Origin of the sequence: Phyllobacterium sp. 22229 (assembly GCF_052056495.1) — a bacterium.
GTDB lineage: Bacteria > Pseudomonadota > Alphaproteobacteria > Rhizobiales > Rhizobiaceae > Phyllobacterium > Phyllobacterium myrsinacearum.
The window spans coordinates 1-20608 of record NZ_JBQEPA010000004.1 but is presented as its reverse complement, the minus strand read 5'-3'; the positions used below and the strand labels follow the sequence as shown (position 1 = coordinate 20608).

Sequence of the window (20608 nt, the reverse complement as noted above, 5' to 3'; positions counted from 1 at the left end):
AGGAGCACTGCACGTGACGATATCAGCCGAGACATACAACACTGGAACATTTGTTGGCCGTGTCTGGCGCCCCGACATACAGGGCCCCGCCATCGTCGTGGTGCGGGATGGTGATCTCTTCGACATCACGTCCAAGGACGTTGCCACCACGCGCGATCTTCTGGAACTGCAGGACCCGGCTGCCTATGCGAAGGCGCACAAGGGTGTGAGACTTGGAAGTCTGGACGAGGTTTTCGCATTGTCCGTCGAGAGCGAAGACAAGGCATCACAGCTTCGGCTGCTCGCGCCCTGTGATCTCCAGGCGGTCAAGGCCTGCGGCGTTACCTTTGCCCGTTCGATGATCGAGCGTGTCATCGAGGAAAAGGCTGCGGGCAATCCGGCGCTGGCGCTCAAGATCCGCGAACGCATCATGCCGATCATCGGCAACAGCTTGCGCGACCTGAAAGCCGGTTCGCCTGAGGCTGCCAAGGTGAAGGCTGCCCTGATTGAAGAAGGCGTCTGGTCGCAATATCTGGAAGTCGGCATCGGGCCCGACGCGGAAGTGTTTTCCAAGGCGCAGGTTCTCTCCTCCGTCGGCTGGGGTGCATCGGTCGGCTTGCACCCGATCTCAAGCTGGAACAATCCGGAGCCGGAAATCGTCCTCGCCGTCAACAGCAAGGGCAGGGTGCAGGGCGCGACGCTCGGCAACGACGTGAACCTGCGCGATGTTGAAGGCCGCTCCGCCCTTTTGCTCGGCAAGGCAAAGGACAACAATGCCTCGTCATCGATCGGGCCGTTCATCCGGCTGTTCGATGCGACCTATTCCATCGATGACGTGCGCAATGCCGATCTTGAACTGATGGTCGAAGGCCGGGATGGTTATGTCCTCAAGGGCAGCAGCACCATGAAGGAAATCAGCCGTGATCCGCTGGATCTGGTCGCCCAGACCACCGGCCGGCATCACCAGTACCCGGATGGCTTCATGCTGTTCATGGGAACATTGTTTGCGCCGGTCGAGGACCGCGATACGCCGGGGCAGGGATTTACCCACAAGATCGGCGATGTGGTGACCATATCAAATCCGCAGCTTGGCGCGCTTACCAATACCGTGCGGCTGTCGACAGAGTGCCCCGAATGGACATTCGGCGTGGCGGCGCTCATGCGCAACCTTGCCGCGCGTGGTTTGCTTTAAGCAACCCACGCTAGATTCTGCCCGTAGCGTGGCTGCCGCCTGGCGGCCAGGCTGAACAATTGTCACAATAGTTTCGTCTAAGTTCGATCAAACTTTCACACAGCCCGTCCAGAGTTGAACGCGAGCAGGGCAGCCGGATTTTTCCGGAGCTGCCCCGGGTTCATTCTCTCAATTGCCGTATTCAGGGGGCTTTAATGCAGGGTTTTGGTGTGAAAATAGGTCTGGCCGCAGGGCTGCTGGCCGCCGGGTTTGGCGCGACGCCAGCCATGGCCGAGAAGGTCAAGTTCGAGTTCTGGTACGGCCTGAGCGGCGATCTTGGCGAGCGTGTGCAGGATGCCTGCAAGAAGTTCAACGACTCCCAGGCCAATTTCGAAATCGTCTGCACCAGCCAGAACGGCTATCCTGAAACCGTCCAGAACGCCATTGCCGCCTATCGCGCCAAGAAGCATCCGGCCATCGTCCAGGTCTTCGACGGCGGCACGCTCGATCTGATGCTCTCGGGTGCTTTTGTCCCGGCCAAGAAGCTGATGGAAGACAATGGCTACAAGATCGACTGGAGCAACTATTTCCCCGGCATCGCCAATTATTACGCCACGGCAAAGGGTGAATTGAACTCGTTCCCGTTCAATTCGTCGACCGCCATGTTCTACTACAATGTCGATGCCTTCACCAAAGCCGGCATCCAGGGCGCGCCGGAAACATGGGAAGACGTCGAGGCTGCAGCCCGCAAGCTGAAAGCGGCCGGTTATGCCTGCCCGTTCGGTTTCAGCTTTGACAGCTGGGCAACCGTCGAACAGTTCTCCGCCATTCACAACCAGCCCATCGCCACCAAGAACAACGGCTATGACGGGCTTGACGCCGAACTCACCCTCAACAAGACCAAGCTGGTCGACCATCTGACATTCTTCAAGAAGATGACCGATGAAGGCCTGTTCGTGGTCAAGACGAAGCAGCTGGGCATGGATGTGGTTCCGGCCTTTACCTCCGAAACCTGCCAGATGATCCAGACGTCGATCGCCGATCATGGCACCGTCGGCAAGACCATCAAGCAGGGCACGAAGTGGGACGTGACCATGCTTCCGGTCTGGAAGGGAACAGCCCGCCAGAATTCGATGGTCGGCGGTGCATCTCTCTGGGTGCTGAACAATCGCCCGGAAGCTGAATACAAGGGTGCGGCTGCATTCCTCAACTTCATCGCCCAGCCGGATATGGTTGAATGGTGGTCGACAGTCACCGGTTACATCCCGGTCACCAAGACGGGCTTTGAAGCCATGAAAGCCAAGGGCTTTTACGACCAGCCAGCCTTCAAGGGCCGTGAAAAGGCCATCGCCAGCCTGACCTTCACCCCGACCTCCGCCAATACCCGCGGCATCCGCCTCGGCGGCTTCCCGCAGATTCGCAAGGAAATCTCCGACGCGATGGAAGGCATCTTCTTTGGCAAGCTGACTGTGCAGGCCGGTCTCGACCAGGCTGTCGAGCGCGGCAATGTCATCCTGCGCCGCTTTGAAAAGACCTATGCCGGAAAAGTCCTGAACTAAGTGCAGGCTTTCAAATGGCCCGGAGCGGAACCGCACCGGGCCATTTCCTTTTCATCCCATAGGCAGAATTGAATATTCTCATGAACAAGCGCGCTGTTTTCAAAAGCTGGTGGTTGCCCGTCCTCTTTGCATTGCCGCAACTCCTGCTCATTTTGTTCTTTTTCTATTGGCCGGCCATTTCGGTTTTCAACTGGGCTTTCACTCTGGAACCCGCCTTTGGCGGTGCGGGCGAACGTCTCTTCGTTGGTTTTGACAATTTTCGCGAGGTTTTCGCTGACAGCGAATATTGGCGCTCCGTGTCCCTGAGCCTGTTCTTTGCCTTTACGGCGACCGGACTGTCGATGTTCATCGCCTTTATCCTGGCGATCTGTGTTGATCGCCAGCTGAAGGGATCGAGCCTGTTCCGGTTCTTTTACATCTGGCCCTATGCCATTGCCGCCCCGGCGGTGGGCCTGGCATTCCGCTTCATCTTTGCACCGGAAAGCGGCCTGATCGCGGTGGTGAACACCTGGTCGCCCGATCTGTGGAATCCCGCCAAGTATGGCAGCCACGCCATGATCCTCGTCATCATCTGCTTTGCGTGGAAATGGATCGGCTACAACTTCATCTTCATGACGGCCGGCCTGCAATCCATCCCGCGCAGCCTGCTTGAAGCATCGTCCATGGATGGCTCTGGCCCGGTGCGCCGCGCGCTCGATATCCAGATTCCGCTGCTGGCGCCAACCCTGTTCTTTCTCCTGGTTCTCAATCTGACCGAGAGTTTCGTTGGCCCCGATACCTACGGTATCGTCGACCTGACCACCGAAGGCGGACCCAACAAGGCAACCGACGTCATGGTCTACCGCATCGTCAGCGAAGCCTTCCGCGGCCTGAATTACTCCGGCGCAGCGGCCCAGAGCCTCGTCCTGATCGGACTCATCATGGTGTTCACGTTCATCCAGTTCCGCTTCGTCGAGCGGCGCGTGCATTACAAGTAGGATTCCGGCGATGATCGAACGTACACCCATACTCAACGCCATTACCTATCTCATCATGATCTTGGGGCTGATCCTCATCCTTGGGCCGTTCTGGATGATTTTCACGGCCTCCACCCAGTCGCTGCAGGAGGTCACGGCCGTGCCCTTCAACATGACGCCCGGCGGCGATTTCCTGAAGAATGTTCACGCTGCCTGGGATCGCGCCAATCTTGGCCCGGCACTGCTCAACAGCCTCATCACCTCGCTGTTGGTCATGGCGGGCAAGATCGCCCTGGCGGCGCTGAGCGCTTTCGCCATCGTCTATTTCAAGAGCCCGCTGCGCCACGTCTTCTTCTGGATGGTTTTCATGACGCTGATGCTGCCGCTCGAAGTGCGCGTCATCCCGACCTACAACATCGCTTCGGATGTGTTCGAACCGGTTCGCTGGATCATCCAGACCGTCACCGGCATCGAATTGTCGTTGCAGTGGAATCTGCTCAACTCCTATTCGGGTCTGGTCCTGCCGCTGATTGCGACGGCGACAGGCACGTTCCTTTACCGGCAGTTCTACATGACGCTCCCCGACGAACTGGCAGAGGCGGCCAAGATGGACGGCGCGCGGCCACTGCGTTTCTTCATCGATATCCTGCTGCCGCTGTCGCGCACCAATATGCTGGCGCTGGCAACAATCATGTTCGTCTATGCATGGAACCAGTATCTCTGGCCCAAGCTGATGACCACCGATGCCAGCTACCAGACGGCCATGGTCGCCATGCGCGCGCTGGTGCCGTCCGTCAACGCCCTGCCTGAATGGAACGTCTCCATGGCCGGCGCCCTCATCATCATGTTGCCACCCCTGGTCGTCGTTGCTGTCCTGCAACGCTGGTTTGTCCGTGGCCTGGTTTCGACCGAGAAATAAAGGAAGTAGCAATGGCTGAAATTGGCATCAAGGACGTGCGCAAGACCTATGGCAGCACACAGATCCTGCACGGCGTCGACCTGAATTTCAAATCCGGCGAGTTTGTCGTCATTCTCGGACCCTCTGGCTGCGGGAAGTCGACATTGCTGCGCATGATCGCGGGCCTTGAAGAAATCACCTCCGGAGAGATCTCGATCGATGGCAAGGTGGTCAATAATCTTGAGCCGCGTGATCGCGGCTGCTCGATGGTGTTCCAGAACTACGCGCTCTATCCGCATATGAATGTTGCCGCCAATATCGGCTATGCCCTGAAGGTTGCCGGTGTTCCGCGCGCCGAGCGCGACCGGCGCATTGCAGAAACGGCCAAGATCGTCGGGCTGGAAGAATTGCTCGACCGCAAACCGGCACAGCTTTCCGGCGGCCAGCGGCAGCGTGTCGCCATGGGTCGCGCGATCATCCGCGAACCGAAGGTGTTTCTGTTCGACGAGCCGCTGTCCAATCTCGACGCCAAGCTGCGCGTGCAGATGCGCGTGGAAATCCGCCGCCTGCACAAGCGCCTGTCGGCAACCTCGGTCTTTGTCACCCACGATCAGGTGGAGGCGATGACCCTGGCTGACAAGCTGATTGTCATGAACAAGGGCCATGTGGAACAGGTTGGCACGCCGCTTGAAATCTACCACCGTCCGCGCACGCGGTTTGTCGGAACTTTCATCGGCTCGCCCGCGATGAATTTCTTCGACGCGACTATTGCTGCAGGCGGCGATCATGTGCTGCTGGACGGTATCGTGCAGGCAATCGACCCGGTGCTTGGCAGCCAGAACGCGGGGACCGCGGTTTCCGTCGGAATCCGTCCCGAACATTGCCGTCTCGTTCCCGCCGGTACCGTGAACAGTGTTCCGGCCAATGTCGATTTCATCGAAGAACTCGGCTCCGGCCGCATCGTTCACGTGGAGATTGACGGGCTGAGCTTTGCCGTATCAGTTGAAGAAGATCAGTTCTTCGAGCAAGGCGCGGTTGCAGGTCTGCAGTTGCCCTCTGAACATATTCATCTGTTTTCGCAGGAAACCGGTTTGCGCCTTGACGATGCTCCGGCAACGGCGCGTCAACCAGCCTCGAAAACAGTGGCTGCATAACCCGACTTGAAAGGATCAAATATGAGCTCGGATTCAACCATTTCCGCCGTTGGCTTTTGCACCTACACGGGCAAGGGCAATTTTGACACGCTGGAAGACGCCCTTCGTACCATTGCCGGTCTCGGAGCCAATGCCGCCGAATTGTCGTTGTACGGCGAGGAAATCATCTCGGGCGGCCGGATTATTCCGGGACGCGCCGAACGCCTGACCGCGATCACCCGCCAGTTCGACCTGCGCTACAGCGTGCATGGCCAGATCGTCTCCAATTTCATGGACCGCGAGCACCTGGAGTACCAAAAGGCCGTTGTTCGCGCGATGCTGGAGCTGTGCAATCGCGTTGAAGCGGGCATCCTCGTGCATCACAGCGGCAGTGCCAAAATGCCGGCCCAGTCGCGCATCGCCGATCTCGACAAGATGGAGCGCGATGCGCTTGCCGAAATGGCGGAAATTGCCAAGGGTTACGGCGTGCGGATTGCCTTGGAAAACATTTTCGCGGTCACCGATGCGGAGTATCGCCAGACACCGGCGCAGGTTGGCGAAACCGTGCAGGCTATCGGCAGCGCCAATGTGTGCGGCCTCATCGATTTCAGCCATGCCTACATCGAAAGCACGCGGCTTGGTCTTGACTGGCGCGAACAGATCAAGGCGATGGCACCGGTCACGGGGCATCTGCATGTGCATGACAGCTTCGGCCGTCCCTACAACAGCATGACCAAATTCTATCATCCGGCTGAGGCAACGGCGCTTGGCATTGGTGACCTGCACCTGCCGATCGGCTGGGGCGACATTCCCTGGGAAGAAATTTTTGAGGAGCTGACGTTCCTGCCCGACACCATGCTGATCATGGAAATCGTCGAGAACCGGTTTGCCAATGAACAGGCCGATTGCCTCGCGCGTGCGCTCAAACTGGCAGAGATCGCCAACAGCCGCCGTCTGGCCGCTTAGGTGAAAGAGCGGCGCGGCCGGCTGGTTGACCGCGCCCCTTGCTTCTGGTCACAATGGCAGTCATCGGGATCGGCTGTTGCCGGTCTCTTGCTACTGGGAATTGTGAACATGGCTGACCATATTCTGTTTGTTGCAAATGATGCCGCTGAATGGACCAGGACCGAGCCCGGCGTCAGCCGCCGCATCATGGCCTATCTGCCGGAAATGATGCTGGTGGAGGTACAGTTTGAAAAGGATGCTGTCGGCTCGCTGCATTCGCATCCGCATATCCAGGCAAGCTATATCGCTGAAGGACGTTTTGAAGTCACGATTGACGGCGTCAGCCAGGTGCTGGAACAGGGCGGCAGCTTCATCGTCCCGTCCAATCTCGTCCACGGCGTCAAGGCGCTGGAAAAGGGCCGCCTGATCGACAGTTTCTCGCCCTATCGCGCGGAGTTCCTGGCCTAAGCCACACACTCAATTTTATGCAGCCACCGCTTGACAGCATCCTTGCGATAGGCAAAACTGAAACCGGTTTCACTTTGCGCCGGACGGACGTTTGACCTTTGATCTGACCATATTGGCGCCGCACATTCCTTTCCTCGTGAAAGGTGCGGTCCTGACAGCCGAGGCTTGCGTGCTGGCGCTTGCCGGCAGCCTGTGCATTGGCACGGTCGTTGCGGCGCTGGTCACATCGGCGTCGCCGCTTCTCTCCCGCATTGCCTATGTCTATGTCGATCTGTTCCGCAACATTCCGTTCATCGTCCAGCTCTTCTTTTTCTTCTACGGCCTGCCGGAGATCGGCATTTACATCGATGCGTTCACCACGGGTGTTATTGCGCTCTCGATCGCGGGCGGCGCTTTTACCTCGGATGTGATCCGGTCCGGAATCCTGTCGATCGATCCCGGCATTCTGGAAGCCGCCGAAGTCAGTGGGCTTTCCAAACCGACGATCTTCCGCAAGATCGTCATGCCGATTGCCTTGCGGACCTCGGTGCGGCCCCTGGGTTCGGTTTTCATCAATCTCATCCTGACATCGTCGATCCTCTCGACGATCACGCTGAACGAATTGACCGGTTCGGCCAAGATCGTGGCATCGGATACATTCCGGCCCTTTGAAATCTATGCGGTTCTGCTTGTCGCCTATGCCTGCCTGACCTATCTGGTCTCGCTCGCCATCGGCGCGTTGCATCGCTATCTCAACCGTGATCAGACAGAGGCCGCCTGATGCGTTATACGGCGTTCACCTCCTATGACATCGTGCTGCTCGCGCAGGGGCTGGGTGTTTCCCTCGCGCTTTTCCTGGCAACGACAATCATCGGCCTTTTCATCGGCTCTCTGTGGGCGGTCATCCGGTTCTATCGCATTCCAGTACTGGCGCAGATCGTGGCTGTCGTCGCGGAAGTGCTGAAAAACTCCCCGGTTCTGGTCCAGCTGTTTCTCGTGTTCTTCGGCTTGCCCGCTTTTGCCAAGATCAACGTAACGCCGGTCGAGGCGGCGGTGATCACGCTGTCGGGCAATACGGCGGCATTCGTCTATGTCATTGCCGTGTCGGCGATCGAATCCATCGGTCGCGACCAGATCGAGGCCGCCCGGGTTTTCGGTCTGTCACGCTGGCAAATTCTTCGCCGCATCATCGCACCGCAGGCCATGGCCTTTGCCATCGGTCCACTGACCGGTCTTCTCGTGAACCAGCTGCAGGTGACATCGCTGATATCGGTGATCGGCGTGGTGGACCTGACGAAGATCGGCAATATTCTCAATCTGCGCACGCTGAAACCATTCATCGTCTGGGCTGTCGTCGGCGGGCTTTACTATGTCATGGCCAAGCTCGTCGCCTTTGGCGGAGCCAGGCTGGAGAAGCGGTTGAGGGCGCACACCGCATGGAAGGGTCTGTGAAATGATCAGCGTAAGAGGAGTACGCAAGGCGTTTGGTTCTGCGACCGTACTCGACGGAATAGACCTTGATGTGCATAGCGGTGAAGTCGTGTCCATTCTCGGCTCCAGCGGCTCGGGCAAATCGACCCTGATCCGCTGCATGAACGGCCTGGAAAAGCTCGATGGCGGGCGTATCACCATTGATGATTTCGACGTGTCGCGCCCGAAGGAGCTGTCGGAAGCGCGCAAGCGGTCGGCAACGGTCTTCCAGCTTTTCAATCTCTACCCGCATATGACGGCCGTGCAGAACATTGCGCTGGCGCCGGTGGAAGTCCTGAAAATACCGCGCAAGCAGGCGGAAGCCGATGCGCGCGCACTTCTGGACTCCGTCGGGCTGAGTGCCCGTGCCGACGCTTTTCCGGCGCAGCTGTCCGGCGGGCAGCGCCAGCGTGTCGGCATCTGCCGGGCGCTCGCCATGAAGCCGCGCTATCTCCTGCTCGATGAAATCACGAGTGCCCTCGATCCCGAGATGACCTCGGATGTACTGGCCATTCTCGCCAAGCTCGCCCATGACGGAACGACGATGGTTTTCGTCACGCATGAAATCGAGTTTGCCCGCACCATCTCGTCGCGGATCGTCTTTCTCGACAAGGGACAGCTCGTCGTCGACCTGCCGACAGCTGAATTCTTTGCAGCCGATGGCGGCATGGCCAAGCCACGCATCGCCCAGTTTCTCTCCAAAATGCGTAAAGACTGACAATGATCCTGATTGCGAACAACGAGGCTTGGCCGGGTTTTGCCAGGAGCGTCGAGCTCCTCAAGCAGGAGGCGCATGGCCTCGACGCCATGGTTGCCGGTATCAGCGAAGTCGAGCGCGAAGTGAAGGTCCGCAGTGTCGGTTATGGCGGCTGGCCCAACATGCTCGGGCGCATGGAGTTCGATGCGGGTGTGATGGATGGCACGACGCGCGATGTCGGCGCTGTCGGTGCCGTCCCCGATACGCTGCCCGTTGCGGCGCTCGCGCATGAAGTGATGAAACGATTACCGCATGTCATGCTGACCGGCGATGGCGCCCGCCGTTTTGCCACGGAAATCGGGTTTCCACTCGATGAAACGTTATATGAAGACAGCAAGCGCGTCTGGTGGGAGCGGTTGCAGAAGGAATTGACGCCGGAGGAGCTGGCAGCCTTTCCCGATATTCCGCTCGCGCCCTTGAGCCGCACCATTACCGACCCCGAACGGGTCCGCGATACCACGGTGTTTCTGTCGAAGGATTCCGCCAATGGCATTCACGCGGTCACATCCACCTCCGGCTGGGCCTGGAAATATCCGGGGCGCCTCGGCGATTCACCCATTGCCGGTGCCGGGTTCTACGCGGACAGCCGTTATGGCGCCGCCGCCTGCACCCATACGGGTGAAATGACCATCCGCTGCGGCACGGCCCGCAGTATCGTGCTTGCCATGCGCTTCGGACATTCACTACGGGAAGCGGTCGATTTGGCGATGGAAGACCTCGCACAGCTGACCACCGGATTCTTGGCTGGCGTGGTCATTCATGCCATCGACGCCAAGGGCAATCACGAGGTGGCAAGTTTCCGCTGCGACGATGAAATCAAATACTGGTTCTGGGAAGCCGGGATGGAGGAACCCGAACGCCGGCTTGCCCGAAAATATGATCCGCAACAAACAACACAAAGGGGACATTCATGAAACGGTTCATTGGAAAACTGGCCGCGCTCGCGCTGACCGGCGCACTGGCTTTTACCGGCGTGGCGCATGCCGGGAAGATCGACGACATCCGCGCGCAGGGAAAGGTCCGCATCGGCGTGTCGCTGGGCGGCGAGCCCATCGGTTTCCGCGACGACAAGAACAACCCGGTCGGCTATGACGTCGATGTGGCAACCATGCTGGCGGCCAAGCTCGGCGTTCCCGTCGAGTTCACCGACGTTTCCGGCGATGCCCGCGTGTCCATGCTGGTCTCCGGCCAGCTTGATATTGTGGTGGCCAATACCTCGGCGACGCTGGAACGCGCCAAGACCGTCAATTTCTCGATCCCCTACAACCGTGCCGGCCTGCGCGTCATCGTGCAGAAGGATGCCGGTATTGCCAAGCTGGAAGACCTGGCGGGCAAGAAGGTTGTCGTTGGCCGCGGCACAACAGGCGAAAGCTTCCTGAAGAAGAGCGTGCCGACGGCGGAACTGGTCTACACCGACAATTTCTCGCCCGATGGCGTGCTGCTCCTGCAGCAGAAGCGTGTTGCCGCGGCGATCGAGGACTCGTCGCTGCTCGACTATCTCGCCACCAAGAACGACAATCTGGTAACCTTGCCCGGTCTCTATTCCAACGATCCGATCGGTATTGCCGTTGCCAAGGGTGATCCGGAATTCGTCCGCTGGCTTGACATGTTCGTTTCCGACTACATCCAGTCCGGCGCCTATGATGCGAATTACAAGAAGTGGTGGGGCGAAAAAGCCAACCCGCCGGCGCTGACGCCGCTCTGGTAATATCAAGGCAAGGGCCGGGCATTGTTCCCGGCCTTTGCTTTTCGCTCAGGAGCTTGACCGCGCGACGAAGTAGGTTGGCACCTGGATGAGTTTTTCGCCCGCGTTGAACAGGGCTGGCTCCCGCAGAAACTTGAGGATTTCATCGATATAGGCTGCTTTGTCATAGCCGATGGACGAAATCGGATAGGCCTCGTATTCCGCCAGGGTCACGTCGTCGAAGCCATAGAGCCGGAATGTCCGCGGCCGGTTGTCCGGAAACGCCTTGCGGTGCACATCGAGAACGCCCATGGCCATCGCGTCGGAGGTGCAGAACACCGCGTCGGCTGTTTGCCAATCAGGTGACGATGCCACATGGCGGCCGCTCTGGTAGGAATAGTCGCCGCGCAGCTCCGCGACCAGCCTGATCTCCTGGCGCTGCAGTTCCGATTTGTAGACGGCGATACGCGTCTGTTCGACCGGCGAGGCGGACCGGCCTGTCACCAGCAGCGCACTGCGCACGCCCTTGTTTCGGGCATCCGTGACAGCCGCGGCGATCCCCACCTGTTCATCGGGAATAATGGCGGGGGAACTGGCATCCCGCATGCCGTTGAGCATCAGGACGCTGTCGTTGCGGAACATTTTGCGCACCGTTTCCGCATCGGCGAAATCGGAGAACACGAGGGCCGCATCGACGTGATAGGCAATGCCGTTGCGCAGGAACTCGTCAATCCGTTCGGCCGAGCCGACGCGGACAAAAATCACCTGTTTGCCGATGGACTGGATCTGGCTGATCAGGAGATCGAACAGGTCGAGATCCGACAGATCATGGATGTGGTTGACGATGACGGCAACGAGATTGACGGTCTTTGTCGTCAGGCTCCGCGCCAGCAGGTTGGGTTTGAAGCCAAGCTTGGCAGCCGCTGCCAATACCCGCTCCCGTTTGTCCGCTGAAACGGGTCGCGGTTCACTTGACAGCGCCCGGGACGCGATGGCGCGGGAGACGCCCGCCAGTTCGGCGACATCCGCAATGGTCGGCAGGGTGTGGCGCTTGCGCGGATCGGTCATGGATTTCGGCATCCTTCATGTCTGATCCGCTCTTTGGTGGTGCCAAAAACGACGCATTGATAAGCAGCCGGCAGGAAGCGAGGATCAATCCATGCTTACCTGCTTCTCCCTCAGCACTTCAATAGCAAAACACACGTCTAACGCCGGCCAAGCGTCTGGAACGTCATCTCCAGACTCGATTGTGTGCCGGCGGTTGGCCGGTATTCCAGCCCGACAAATCCAGTGTAGCCGTTATCAAACAGCCAATGCAGGGATTTTGACAATTCCAGTGTGCCGCTGCCGGGCTCGTTGCGGCCGGGATGGTCGGCAATGTGGACATGAGCAACGCGGTCAATCCGGCTTTTGAGCACCTCTGCCGTCGCTTCTCCCATGACGAGAGAATGGTAGATATCGTAGACAATGCGGATTTCCGGACGGTTTACTTCATCGACAATATCAAGACCTTCAACCGTTGAATGAAGAAAATAGCCTTTGTGGTCGATGAGCGTATTGAGTGGTTCAAGCCCCAGCACAATGCCGGTTCCAGCCAGCACATCGGCCGCCTGTGTCAGGCAATCGACCAAGGACTGGTGCTGTTCCGCCCGGGTGCGGCCGGGAAGATCATCGCCGGCCTGCGCGATGAGTACCTTGGCACCCAGACGGTTTGCCATTTCGGCACTGGCCCGCAGGCCGACCAGAAAGGCGTCGTGGGATGCAGGATCGGTCAGCGGAATCATTGGCTCCGCGACGAGACTGGATAAAGCGAGCCCTGTTTCCGCCAAGGCCTTTTCGACAGCCGGTATGTCCTTCTCCGTCCATTTCCAGAACTCCACCGCGTCAAGCCCGGCATCCCTTGCCAAGCGGATGCGGTTGGCGAAATCGGGCGATTCGGGAGCGAACAGCCACTCGATACATGCTGAATACTTCATCGCTTCCCCCTTGCTGGTTTTGTCCTCCTGCTTGCCATATTCGGGCTAAGCCTTCCAGCCATTTCACCTGATCCGGGGTCAGATTGATGTCGGGTGCGGAAAGACTGTCTTCAAGCTCGCCAAGCGTGTGGGGACAGAACAGTCTTGATCACTCATTCGAGCAGCAGCTGTGCAGAGCGCGGCAGCCGTTGACAATGCGGACGCCCGGAATTTAAGGCTTACTGCTGGAATGCCACGCGGATTTGCCCGGTGTTCAGATTGAGAATTGTTATTGATCATATAATATTATAAATAATAGTCAGGGAGGAACTGGCGAAGCAGGTTGCACCGCGGAGCAATGGAATTGATCAATATTTGCTGCCGCACCAAGAAGCAAACCGCCAGTCGCAGGGATACAATTGGTAGAGAACGAACTCAGCAATTATGATTTTCGCACGGCGGGTCATTCGCGGACGCATCACGGCCACGTGATGCGCGATCTTGGCCTGCGGATCGTCAACGGGTCCTATCCCGAGAACAGCATTCTGCCGGGGGATGCGGAACTGCTTGAGCGCTTTGGCGTGTCGCGCACCGTTTTGCGCGAGGCGTTGAAGACCCTGGCGGCGAAGGGACTTATCCAGCCCAAGGCCAAGATCGGCACCCGCGTGCTGGAGCGCTCCAACTGGAACCTGTTCGATCCGGATATTCTCGTGTGGCATTTCGAGGCCGGCGCCAGCGCCGCCTTCCTATCGAGCATCGTGGAAATGCGTCTGGCGCTGGAGCCGGAGGCCGCAGGCCTGGCGGCCCTGCGGCGCACCGAAGCGCAGCTTGCCAAGCTCTACGAATGGGTTGAGGAGATGGGCAGCACGCGGGAATCGCCCGCACACTTCGTCCACAGCGACCTGCAGTTCCACATTGCCATCGCGGAAGCCTCCGGCAATCCGTTCATGCGCTCGATCAGTGCCCTGATCGAGGTGGCGCTGGTGACAACCTTCACCATCAGCTCGCCCATACCCAACACCGAGCGTCACATGCATTCGGTTGCACGGCACAGGGCCATCGCCGATGCCATCAGGGACCGGGACGTGGCGGCAGCCAAGGAGGCCATGCGCGGGGTCATTCAGGATGGTGCCGAGCGCGTCCTCGCAGCTTCGGGCACGGACTAGAGCCCTATACCCATCCGCCGTCGACGATGAAGTTCTGGGCGGAACACATTCTGGAATCATCCGATGCGAGGAACAGCGCCATGCGGGCGATATCATCCGGCATGACCCGTCCAGCCAGGCATTGGCTGCGGTCGATCAATTCATTGGCCGCATCGTCGACCCACAGATCGAGCTGGCGCTGGGTCATCACCCATCCGGGCACGAGCGTGTTGACGCGGATAGCGTGCTTGCCTAGATCGCGGGCAAAGGAGCGGGTGAGGCCGTGGACGGCCGACTTGGCAGAGGCGTAGCCGGGATATCCTCCCGACGCCATCATCCAACCGACGGAGCCGAAGTTGATAATGGAACCGCCGCCGGCGGCAATCATTGCCGGTGCGACGGCCTGGATGGCGAAAAACATGTGGCGCAGGTTCACGGCGATGCGCTGATCGAAATACTCCGGTGTCACCTCACGCCAGTCATGGCGTGTGTCATTGGCGGCATTGTTCACGAGAATCGTTGTCGCGCCTTGGATGTCCTCGATTTCGCGGATCGTCCTTTGATAGGCACCGATATCCGTCACATCGGCGGGGCGAAACGTCACGCTGCCGCCTGAGGCATTCAGTTCGTCAGCAAGTTTCCTGCCCTCCGCTTCGGCAAGATCAACAAATCCCACCCTGGCGCCTTCCGCTGCAAAGGCGCGGACGATCATCTCTCCAATGCCCGTGGCGCCGCCGGAAATGAGAACCGGCTTGCCGGACAGGCCGGGATAGCGTGCGAAAACGGTCGGTGTCATTGTCATCATCTATACCGATTATGGTTGCGGGCAGGGCGTGCGAACCTGTCTGGCAGTTTTGCCGCTTAAAGTGCAGCCACTTTCACCTTCACCGGTTTTTCCATTTTCAGCGGATTGCGCAAGGGCAGGCCGAAGGCAGGCGCTTCGATTTCAAAGACGTCGCCATTCTGCGTCTTGATGCCATCGGCGAAGGACAGTGTCGCGGTTCCGAACATGTGGACATGGACATCGCCGGGCTGGCGGAAAACCGGATATTTGAAATGGTGATGTTCCAGATTGGCAATCGTGTGGGACATGTTGTCTTCACCCGACAGGAACGGCTTTTCCCAGATCGCCTTGCCCTTGCGCAGGATCCGCGAACTGCCGCGAATATCGGCTGGCAGATCCCCGACGATCAACTCCGGCCCCAGGGAACAGGGGCGCAGTTTGGAGTGGGCCAGAAAGAGGTAGTTCACCCGCTCGGTGACATGGTCGGAGAATTCGTTGGCCAGCGCAAAGCCGATCCGGAACGGCGTACCGTCGGAACCGATCACATAGATGCCGGCAATCTCCGGTTCTTCGCCGGCGTCTTCGGCAAAGGCCGGGGACAGAAGCGGCTGCCCCGGCCCGGTCAGCATCGTGCCATTGCCCTTGTAGAACCATTCCGGCTGCACGCCGGTCTGCCCCTTCTTCGGCTTGCCGCCTTCGAGACCCATGCGGAACATCTTCATCGAATCGGTCAGGGCTTCTTCCTTGGCGTCGCCGATCTTGCGGTGCATGGCGTCGCGCGTCGCGGCGGACCCAAGATGGGTCAGCCCCGTTCCCGTCAGATGGATGTGGGCGGGATCGTGCGTATCGATGGGCGACAGCAGCCGCCCTTCGGCATAGGCGGCCTCGATGTCGAGCCCTTTTCCCAGCCCGCGCTCTTCGACGATCCTGGAAAGGGAGGTCTTGGCTTCAATGGCCGCGTGCGCGAGTTCGAGAATCGACCGGGTCCGCTTCACGTGCCGGAATGTATTGTCCACCCGTGCGGCAACCTGCCTCTTTCCCTTGGCATTGAGCAATTGAACCAAATTCACGTCTGTCCTCCCGGGATTTATCGTGTGAAGCAGGCGCGGCTCCACTTCATTCTTGACTTGAAACGCGCGATTTTTAAAAATACTATAATAGTATTATATTGATGTAAACGGTTGCGGGTCCTGTTTTCGGACCGTGCTGCCGCGCCGCCGGAAAAGACTTTTTGTTGTGCTTCGTAAGGCCTATTCCAAAAGTCATACTTTTGAGATAAGTGTTGTAAGGATCGTGCTCTGGGAGGAGCTGGCGGCTGACATGAAAACGATTCCGCCCGGAAAACATGCTCGACTAAAATAGCGTCCATTAGGGAAATTGGGAGGATACCAGTGAAAATGTTTAAGATGGTTGCTGCAGGCCTGATCGCGCTTTTTGCGATGGGTACGCAGGGTTTTGCTCAGGACAAGGGCGCCGTTGGCATTTCGATGCCGACGAAATCCTCCGCACGCTGGATCGCTGACGGAGACAATATGGTGAAGGCGCTGAAAGAGCGCGGCTACAGCACCGACCTGCAATATGCGGAAGATGACATTCCAAACCAGCTGGCCCAGATCGAGAACATGGTCACCAAGGGTGTGAAGGTTCTGGTCATCGCGGCCATTGACGGCACAACGCTGTCCAATGTGCTGCAGCAGGCGCATGACGCGAACATCAAGGTCATTTCCTATGATCGCCTGATCCGCGATTCCGGCAATGTCGACTACTACACGACATTTGACAACTTTCAGGTTGGCGTTCTCCAGGCTGGATCTCTCGTGAAGGCGCTCGGCCTTCCCGAGGCAAAAGGCCCGTTCAATATCGAACTGTTCGGCGGCTCGCCCGATGATAACAACGCGTTCTTCTTCTATAATGGCGCCATGTCCGTGCTTCAGCCGCTGATCGACAGCGGCAAGCTCGTTGTCCAGTCCGGCCAGACCGGCATGGACAAGGTGGGTACGCTGCGCTGGGATGGTGCCGTCGCCCAGGCCCGCATGGATAATCTTCTTTCCGCCTATTACACGGACAAGAAGGTCAATGCTGTCCTGTCGCCCTATGATGGTCTGTCGATCGGCATCCTGTCATCGCTGCGCGGCGTCGGCTACGGCACCAAGGACCAGCCGTTCCCGTTCGTTTCCGGGCAGGACGCGGAAGTTCCCTCGGTGAAGTCGATCATTGCCGGCGAGCAGTATTCGACGATCTACAAGGATACGCGTGAGCTGGCCAAGGTGACATCGAACCTCATCGACAAGGTGCTGAAGGGTGAGCAGCCGGAGATCAACGACACCAAGACCTACAACAATGGTGTGAAGGTCGTGCCATCCTATCTCCTGAAGCCGGTGGAAGTGGACAAGACCAATTGGAAGGACATCCTGATTGGCGGCGGATATTACACCGAAGCCCAGATCAAATAGGACTTGGATATCCGGCAAACCCTGCGCATCATTGCGCAGGGTTTGTTGTTACGCGGGCAGTGGCACATGCGCAGAATATTCCGCTGGTGTGCAGCCGCCGGTTTTCTGTAAGCTTGCAAAGAGAAACGCCATCTGGGCCTATTTATGCGGCTCGCAGGCGTCGATGAGGATCTGCATGGATACTATCCTCGAAATGCGCAACATCACCAAAACCTTTCCCGGGGTGAAAGCGCTCAACAACGTCAATCTGAATGTCCGCAAGGGCGAAATTCACGCGCTTGTCGGCGAGAACGGTGCGGGAAAATCAACCCTCATGAAAGTGCTCAGCGGTGTCTATCCGCATGGCAGCTATGAGGGTGAAATTCACTATAACGGGCAGGAACAGCACTTTCGCGATATCGGCGACAGCGAGGCGAAAGGCATCATCATCATTCATCAGGAGCTGGCCCTTGTCCCGCTTCTGTCCATCGCCGAAAACATTTTTCTGGGCAACGAACCGGCAAAATTCGGCATTATCGACTGGCATGCTGCGGAAATCCGCACGCGGGCGCTGCTCAAGAAGGTGGGCCTGCGCGAAGATCCGCAGACGCTGATCACCAATCTCGGCGTCGGCAAGCAGCAGCTGGTGGAAATCGCCAAGGCCCTGTCGAAAGAAGTCGAACTGCTCATTCTCGATGAGCCGACGGCCAGTCTCAATGAAAAGGACAGCGATGCACTGCTTGAACTGCTGCTGGAGTTCAAGGCGCAGGGCATTTCGTCGATCCTGATTTCCCACAAGCTGAACGAGGTCGGCAAGGTCGCCGACCGCATCACCGTGCTGCGCGACGGGGCGACGATTGAAACGCTGGACAAGGATGCAATTTCCGAGGACCGGATCGTGACCTCCATGGTCGGCCGCCAGCTTGCGGATCGCTTTCCCCAGCGCGAGCCCGATATCGGCGAGATCGTCTTTGAAGTGAAGGACTGGGTGGTTCATCATCACGTTCACAGCGACCGGACCGTCATCAACGGCATCAGTCTCAACGTTCGCAAGGGCGAGGTGGTGGGGATTGCCGGGCTGATGGGGGCAGGGCGCACCGAATTTGCCATGAGTGTCTTCGGCAAGGCCTATGGCCGCAAGATCAGCGGCGAGGTTTTCATCAAGGGCAGGAAAGTGGATGTTTCGACCATCGGCAAGGCGGTCGATAACGGCATTGCCTATGTCACGGAAGATCGCAAGACCTACGGGCTCAACCTGATCGACCACATCAAGCACAACACCACCATCGTCAATCTCAACGGTGTGTCGCATGGCGGCGTGCTGGACGATATGGCGGAATTGAAGGTGGCCAATGAATACCGCCGCAAGACCAATATCCGCTCATCCAGCATCTATCAGAAAACCGGCAATCTTTCCGGTGGCAACCAGCAGAAGGTCGTCCTGTCGAAATGGCTTTTCGCCGATCCGGATCTGCTGATGCTGGACGAGCCGACCCGCGGGATCGACGTCGGGGCAAAATATGAGATCTATTCCATCATCAACCAGCTGGTGAGCGAGGGCAAGAGCGTGCTGATGATCTCGTCGGAAATGCCGGAGCTGCTCGGCGTCTGCGACCGGATCTATGTGATGAACCAGGGCAGGATCGTCGGCGAAATGCCAGCCAAGGAAGCAAGCCAGGAAAAGATCATGCGCGCCATTATCCGTGCCGAAGGGAAAATATCATGACCGTTGAAACCGCAGCCAACCCGGCGAAGACCGAAACCAAGACGGACGGGTCACCCATGAAGGGCAATCTGCGCGAATACGGCCTGGTGCTGGCGCTGATCCTGATCATGCTGTTCTTCCAGTTCACCACGAACGGCACGCTGTTCCGGCCGGTCAACCTGACCAACCTCGTCCTGCAGAACAGCTATATCATCATCATGGCCCTCGGCATGCTGCTGGTGATTGTCGCCGGCCATATCGATCTGTCGGTGGGGTCGGTCTCGGGATTTGTCGGCGGGCTTGCCGCCGTGATGATGGTGCAATGGCATATCCATTATATCCCGGCGACGATCCTGTGTCTGGTCGTGGGCGGGCTCATCGGCGCGGCGCAGGGCTATTGGGTCGCCTATCACAAGATTCCGTCCTTCATCGTGACCCTGGCAGGCATGCTGGTCTTCAAGGGCCTGGCCCTGTGGCTTCTCGGCGGCCAGTCCGTCGGACCGTTCCCGCCGCAGTTCCAGTTGCTGAGCTCGGGTTTCATTCCCGACATCTTCGGCGGCGCCGGTTTCAACATCACCTCGATGCTGGTCGGCATCGTTCTCGTGGCGCTGATGATCTATTTCAGCCTGCGCGGCCGGGCCAAGCGCGAGAAGCACGGCTATCAGGGCGAGCCGTTCGCACTGTTTGCCGCCAAGAACCTCATCATTGCCGGCATCATTCTGTTCCTGACCTACCTGCTGTCTTCCTATAAGGGATTGCCGAATGTCCTCATCGTCATGTCGCTGCTGATCGCCCTGTTCGTTTTCGTCACCAAACGCATGACCGTGGGGCGGCGCATCTACGCCATGGGTGGCAATGAAAAGGCGGCAAAACTGTCCGGTATCAAGACGGAACGGCTGACCTTTCTGACCTTCGTCAATATGGGCGTTCTGGCAGCGCTTGCCGGGTTGATCTTTGCCGCCCGTCTCAACACGGCAACGCCGAAGGCCGGTCTCGGCTTCGAGCTTGACGTGATCGCCGCCGTCTTCATTGGCGGCGCTTCGGCGATGGGCGGCGTCGGGCAGGTGATGGGGGCCGTCATCGGCGCCTTCATCATGGGCGTCATGAACAATGGCATGTCGATCATGGGCGTCAACATCGACTGGCAGCAGGTGATCAAGGGATTGGTCCTGCTCGCGGCGGTGGTGTTCGACGTTTACAACAAGAACAAGGGGTAAAACGCCCGCCCTGTTCCGAATGCAACAGCCCGGTCCCAAGCCGGGCTGTTTGTTTTCACGCCCTGAGTCGGCTCATTTGGTCAGCCGGCGCATCGTCATCGCCGGAAAAACCGGGATCGGCGCGCCTGGGCAGGTGGAAAACAGCCTATGGTTAACGGATTATAACTGTCACATTTCCCCTCGCGGAACGCGAAACGCCCGTATTCATTGGGTTCTTTGTCTGGTTGTTGTTGGGTTATCCCCAGGGGTTGTTTGGTTTGCTTGAGAAAGTTTTGATTTGAGCGTTTTTTTTGGAAAGGCGTGTTGACAGTTTTGGTTGGTGGGGTCTATATACCGACACAACGAGGGCGGGGCGCCGCTGGCGGTTGCTG

General features: G+C 58.5%; 20 protein-coding genes. 16 read left to right on the top strand and 4 right to left on the bottom strand.

What is annotated here, in order from left to right; genetic code table 11:
• Positions 1 to 13: 13 nt before the first annotated feature.
• From ACTJJ7_RS05700 to ACTJJ7_RS05645, 12 genes are all read left to right on the top strand, one after another.
• Positions 14 to 1171, top strand: coding sequence for a fumarylacetoacetate hydrolase family protein (locus ACTJJ7_RS05700; protein WP_440965907.1), 1158 nt, complete (start codon positions 14 to 16; stop codon positions 1169 to 1171).
• Between the two features lie 194 nt (positions 1172 to 1365).
• Positions 1366 to 2709, top strand: coding sequence for an extracellular solute-binding protein (locus ACTJJ7_RS05695; RefSeq protein WP_105734989.1), 1344 nt, complete (start codon positions 1366 to 1368; stop codon positions 2707 to 2709).
• 80 nt (positions 2710 to 2789) lie between these two features.
• A complete protein-coding gene (locus ACTJJ7_RS05690; RefSeq protein WP_440965905.1) occupies positions 2790 to 3686 on the top strand; it encodes a carbohydrate ABC transporter permease in 897 nt (298 codons plus the stop codon).
• Between the two features lie 10 nt (positions 3687 to 3696).
• Positions 3697 to 4584 carry an ABC transporter permease subunit gene (locus ACTJJ7_RS05685; RefSeq protein WP_105734991.1) on the top strand — a complete coding sequence of 296 codons (888 nt, stop codon included), beginning with the start codon at positions 3697 to 3699 and terminating at the stop codon, positions 4582 to 4584.
• Between the two features lie 11 nt (positions 4585 to 4595).
• Positions 4596 to 5717, top strand: a complete 1122-nt coding sequence (locus tag ACTJJ7_RS05680) for a sn-glycerol-3-phosphate import ATP-binding protein UgpC (RefSeq protein ID WP_440965903.1) — start codon at positions 4596 to 4598, stop codon at positions 5715 to 5717.
• 21 nt (positions 5718 to 5738) lie between these two features.
• Positions 5739 to 6662, top strand: coding sequence for a sugar phosphate isomerase/epimerase family protein (locus ACTJJ7_RS05675; RefSeq protein WP_105734993.1), 924 nt, complete (start codon positions 5739 to 5741; stop codon positions 6660 to 6662).
• A 108-nt stretch (positions 6663 to 6770) separates the two neighbouring features.
• Positions 6771 to 7109 (top strand): cupin domain-containing protein, encoded by a 339-nt coding sequence (locus ACTJJ7_RS05670; protein WP_105734994.1) that lies wholly within the window; start codon positions 6771 to 6773, stop codon positions 7107 to 7109.
• Between the two features lie 91 nt (positions 7110 to 7200).
• The gene (locus tag ACTJJ7_RS05665) at positions 7201 to 7869 is read left to right on the top strand and encodes an amino acid ABC transporter permease (RefSeq protein ID WP_130272359.1); all 669 of its coding nucleotides are present in this window, start codon (positions 7201 to 7203) and stop codon (positions 7867 to 7869) included.
• Positions 7869 to 8540, top strand: coding sequence for an amino acid ABC transporter permease (locus ACTJJ7_RS05660; RefSeq protein ID WP_105734996.1), 672 nt, complete (start codon positions 7869 to 7871; stop codon positions 8538 to 8540). The genes ACTJJ7_RS05665 and ACTJJ7_RS05660 overlap by 1 nt, the downstream gene beginning before the upstream one ends.
• A gap of 1 nt (position 8541) precedes the next feature.
• The gene (locus ACTJJ7_RS05655) at positions 8542 to 9276 is read left to right on the top strand and encodes an amino acid ABC transporter ATP-binding protein (protein WP_440965900.1); all 735 of its coding nucleotides are present in this window, start codon (positions 8542 to 8544) and stop codon (positions 9274 to 9276) included.
• A 2-nt stretch (positions 9277 to 9278) separates the two neighbouring features.
• Positions 9279 to 10229, top strand: coding sequence for an isoaspartyl peptidase/L-asparaginase (locus ACTJJ7_RS05650; protein WP_130272358.1), 951 nt, complete (start codon positions 9279 to 9281; stop codon positions 10227 to 10229).
• Complete coding sequence (locus ACTJJ7_RS05645; protein WP_105734999.1) at positions 10226 to 11023, top strand: transporter substrate-binding domain-containing protein; 798 nt, start codon at positions 10226 to 10228, stop codon at positions 11021 to 11023. The genes ACTJJ7_RS05650 and ACTJJ7_RS05645 overlap by 4 nt, the downstream gene beginning before the upstream one ends.
• 45 nt (positions 11024 to 11068) lie before the next feature.
• Here the strand turns inward: ACTJJ7_RS05645 and ACTJJ7_RS05640 are convergent, their stop codons facing one another.
• Entirely contained in the window at positions 11069 to 12067 is a 999-nt protein-coding gene (locus ACTJJ7_RS05640; RefSeq protein ID WP_440965897.1) for a LacI family DNA-binding transcriptional regulator, read from the bottom strand.
• Between the two features lie 137 nt (positions 12068 to 12204).
• Positions 12205 to 12975, bottom strand: a complete 771-nt coding sequence (locus tag ACTJJ7_RS05635) for a TIM barrel protein (RefSeq protein ID WP_440965895.1) — start codon at positions 12973 to 12975, stop codon at positions 12205 to 12207.
• A 470-nt stretch (positions 12976 to 13445) separates the two neighbouring features.
• Here ACTJJ7_RS05635 and ACTJJ7_RS05630 point away from each other — a divergent pair, with 470 nt between their 5' ends.
• A complete protein-coding gene (locus tag ACTJJ7_RS05630) occupies positions 13446 to 14120 on the top strand; it encodes a FadR/GntR family transcriptional regulator (RefSeq protein ID WP_105735046.1) in 675 nt (224 codons plus the stop codon).
• Between the two features lie 4 nt (positions 14121 to 14124).
• Here ACTJJ7_RS05630 and ACTJJ7_RS05625 read toward each other — a convergent pair whose 3' ends face one another.
• The gene (locus tag ACTJJ7_RS05625) at positions 14125 to 14895 is read right to left on the bottom strand and encodes an SDR family NAD(P)-dependent oxidoreductase (protein ID WP_130272354.1); all 771 of its coding nucleotides are present in this window, start codon (positions 14893 to 14895) and stop codon (positions 14125 to 14127) included.
• 65 nt (positions 14896 to 14960) lie between these two features.
• Complete coding sequence (gene araD1 / locus ACTJJ7_RS05620; protein ID WP_440965893.1) at positions 14961 to 15953, bottom strand: AraD1 family protein; 993 nt, start codon at positions 15951 to 15953, stop codon at positions 14961 to 14963.
• Positions 15954 to 16280: 327 nt separating this feature from the next.
• On the opposite strand from araD1, the gene chvE reads away from it, so the two are divergent.
• The 3 genes from chvE (at position 16281) to mmsB (ending at position 20237) form a co-directional block, all read left to right on the top strand.
• The gene (gene chvE, locus ACTJJ7_RS05615; protein ID WP_105735003.1) at positions 16281 to 17336 is read left to right on the top strand and encodes a multiple monosaccharide ABC transporter substrate-binding protein; all 1056 of its coding nucleotides are present in this window, start codon (positions 16281 to 16283) and stop codon (positions 17334 to 17336) included.
• 175 nt (positions 17337 to 17511) lie between these two features.
• Complete coding sequence (gene mmsA / locus ACTJJ7_RS05610; protein ID WP_440965891.1) at positions 17512 to 19041, top strand: multiple monosaccharide ABC transporter ATP-binding protein; 1530 nt, start codon at positions 17512 to 17514, stop codon at positions 19039 to 19041.
• Positions 19038 to 20237, top strand: a complete 1200-nt coding sequence (mmsB, locus tag ACTJJ7_RS05605; protein ID WP_105735005.1) for a multiple monosaccharide ABC transporter permease — start codon at positions 19038 to 19040, stop codon at positions 20235 to 20237. The genes mmsA and mmsB overlap by 4 nt, the downstream gene beginning before the upstream one ends.
• The last annotated feature ends 371 nt before the right edge of the window (positions 20238 to 20608 follow it).

What these genes read in the sequence shown, in the direction of transcription:
- ACTJJ7_RS05695 (WP_105734989.1), top strand. Translation starts at nt 1,366, where the DNA reads ATGCAGGGTTTTGGTGTGAAAATAGGTCTGGCCGCAGGGCTGCTGGCC.
- ACTJJ7_RS05690 (WP_440965905.1), top strand. Translation starts at nt 2,790, where the DNA reads ATGAACAAGCGCGCTGTTTTCAAAAGCTGGTGGTTGCCCGTCCTCTTT.
- ACTJJ7_RS05685 (WP_105734991.1), top strand. Translation starts at nt 3,697, where the DNA reads ATGATCGAACGTACACCCATACTCAACGCCATTACCTATCTCATCATG.
- ACTJJ7_RS05680 (WP_440965903.1), top strand. Translation starts at nt 4,596, where the DNA reads ATGGCTGAAATTGGCATCAAGGACGTGCGCAAGACCTATGGCAGCACA.
- ACTJJ7_RS05675 (WP_105734993.1), top strand. Translation starts at nt 5,739, where the DNA reads ATGAGCTCGGATTCAACCATTTCCGCCGTTGGCTTTTGCACCTACACG.
- ACTJJ7_RS05670 (WP_105734994.1), top strand. Translation starts at nt 6,771, where the DNA reads ATGGCTGACCATATTCTGTTTGTTGCAAATGATGCCGCTGAATGGACC.
- ACTJJ7_RS05660 (WP_105734996.1), top strand. Translation starts at nt 7,869, where the DNA reads ATGCGTTATACGGCGTTCACCTCCTATGACATCGTGCTGCTCGCGCAG.
- ACTJJ7_RS05655 (WP_440965900.1), top strand. Translation starts at nt 8,542, where the DNA reads ATGATCAGCGTAAGAGGAGTACGCAAGGCGTTTGGTTCTGCGACCGTA.
- ACTJJ7_RS05650 (WP_130272358.1), top strand. Translation starts at nt 9,279, where the DNA reads ATGATCCTGATTGCGAACAACGAGGCTTGGCCGGGTTTTGCCAGGAGC.
- ACTJJ7_RS05645 (WP_105734999.1), top strand. Translation starts at nt 10,226, where the DNA reads ATGAAACGGTTCATTGGAAAACTGGCCGCGCTCGCGCTGACCGGCGCA.
- ACTJJ7_RS05640 (WP_440965897.1), bottom strand. Translation starts at nt 12,067, where the DNA reads ATGACCGATCCGCGCAAGCGCCACACCCTGCCGACCATTGCGGATGTC.
- ACTJJ7_RS05635 (WP_440965895.1), bottom strand. Translation starts at nt 12,975, where the DNA reads ATGAAGTATTCAGCATGTATCGAGTGGCTGTTCGCTCCCGAATCGCCC.
- ACTJJ7_RS05630 (WP_105735046.1), top strand. Translation starts at nt 13,446, where the DNA reads ATGCGCGATCTTGGCCTGCGGATCGTCAACGGGTCCTATCCCGAGAAC.
- ACTJJ7_RS05625 (WP_130272354.1), bottom strand. Translation starts at nt 14,895, where the DNA reads ATGACACCGACCGTTTTCGCACGCTATCCCGGCCTGTCCGGCAAGCCG.
- chvE (WP_105735003.1), top strand. Translation starts at nt 16,281, where the DNA reads ATGTTTAAGATGGTTGCTGCAGGCCTGATCGCGCTTTTTGCGATGGGT.
- mmsA (WP_440965891.1), top strand. Translation starts at nt 17,512, where the DNA reads ATGGATACTATCCTCGAAATGCGCAACATCACCAAAACCTTTCCCGGG.
- mmsB (WP_105735005.1), top strand. Translation starts at nt 19,038, where the DNA reads ATGACCGTTGAAACCGCAGCCAACCCGGCGAAGACCGAAACCAAGACG.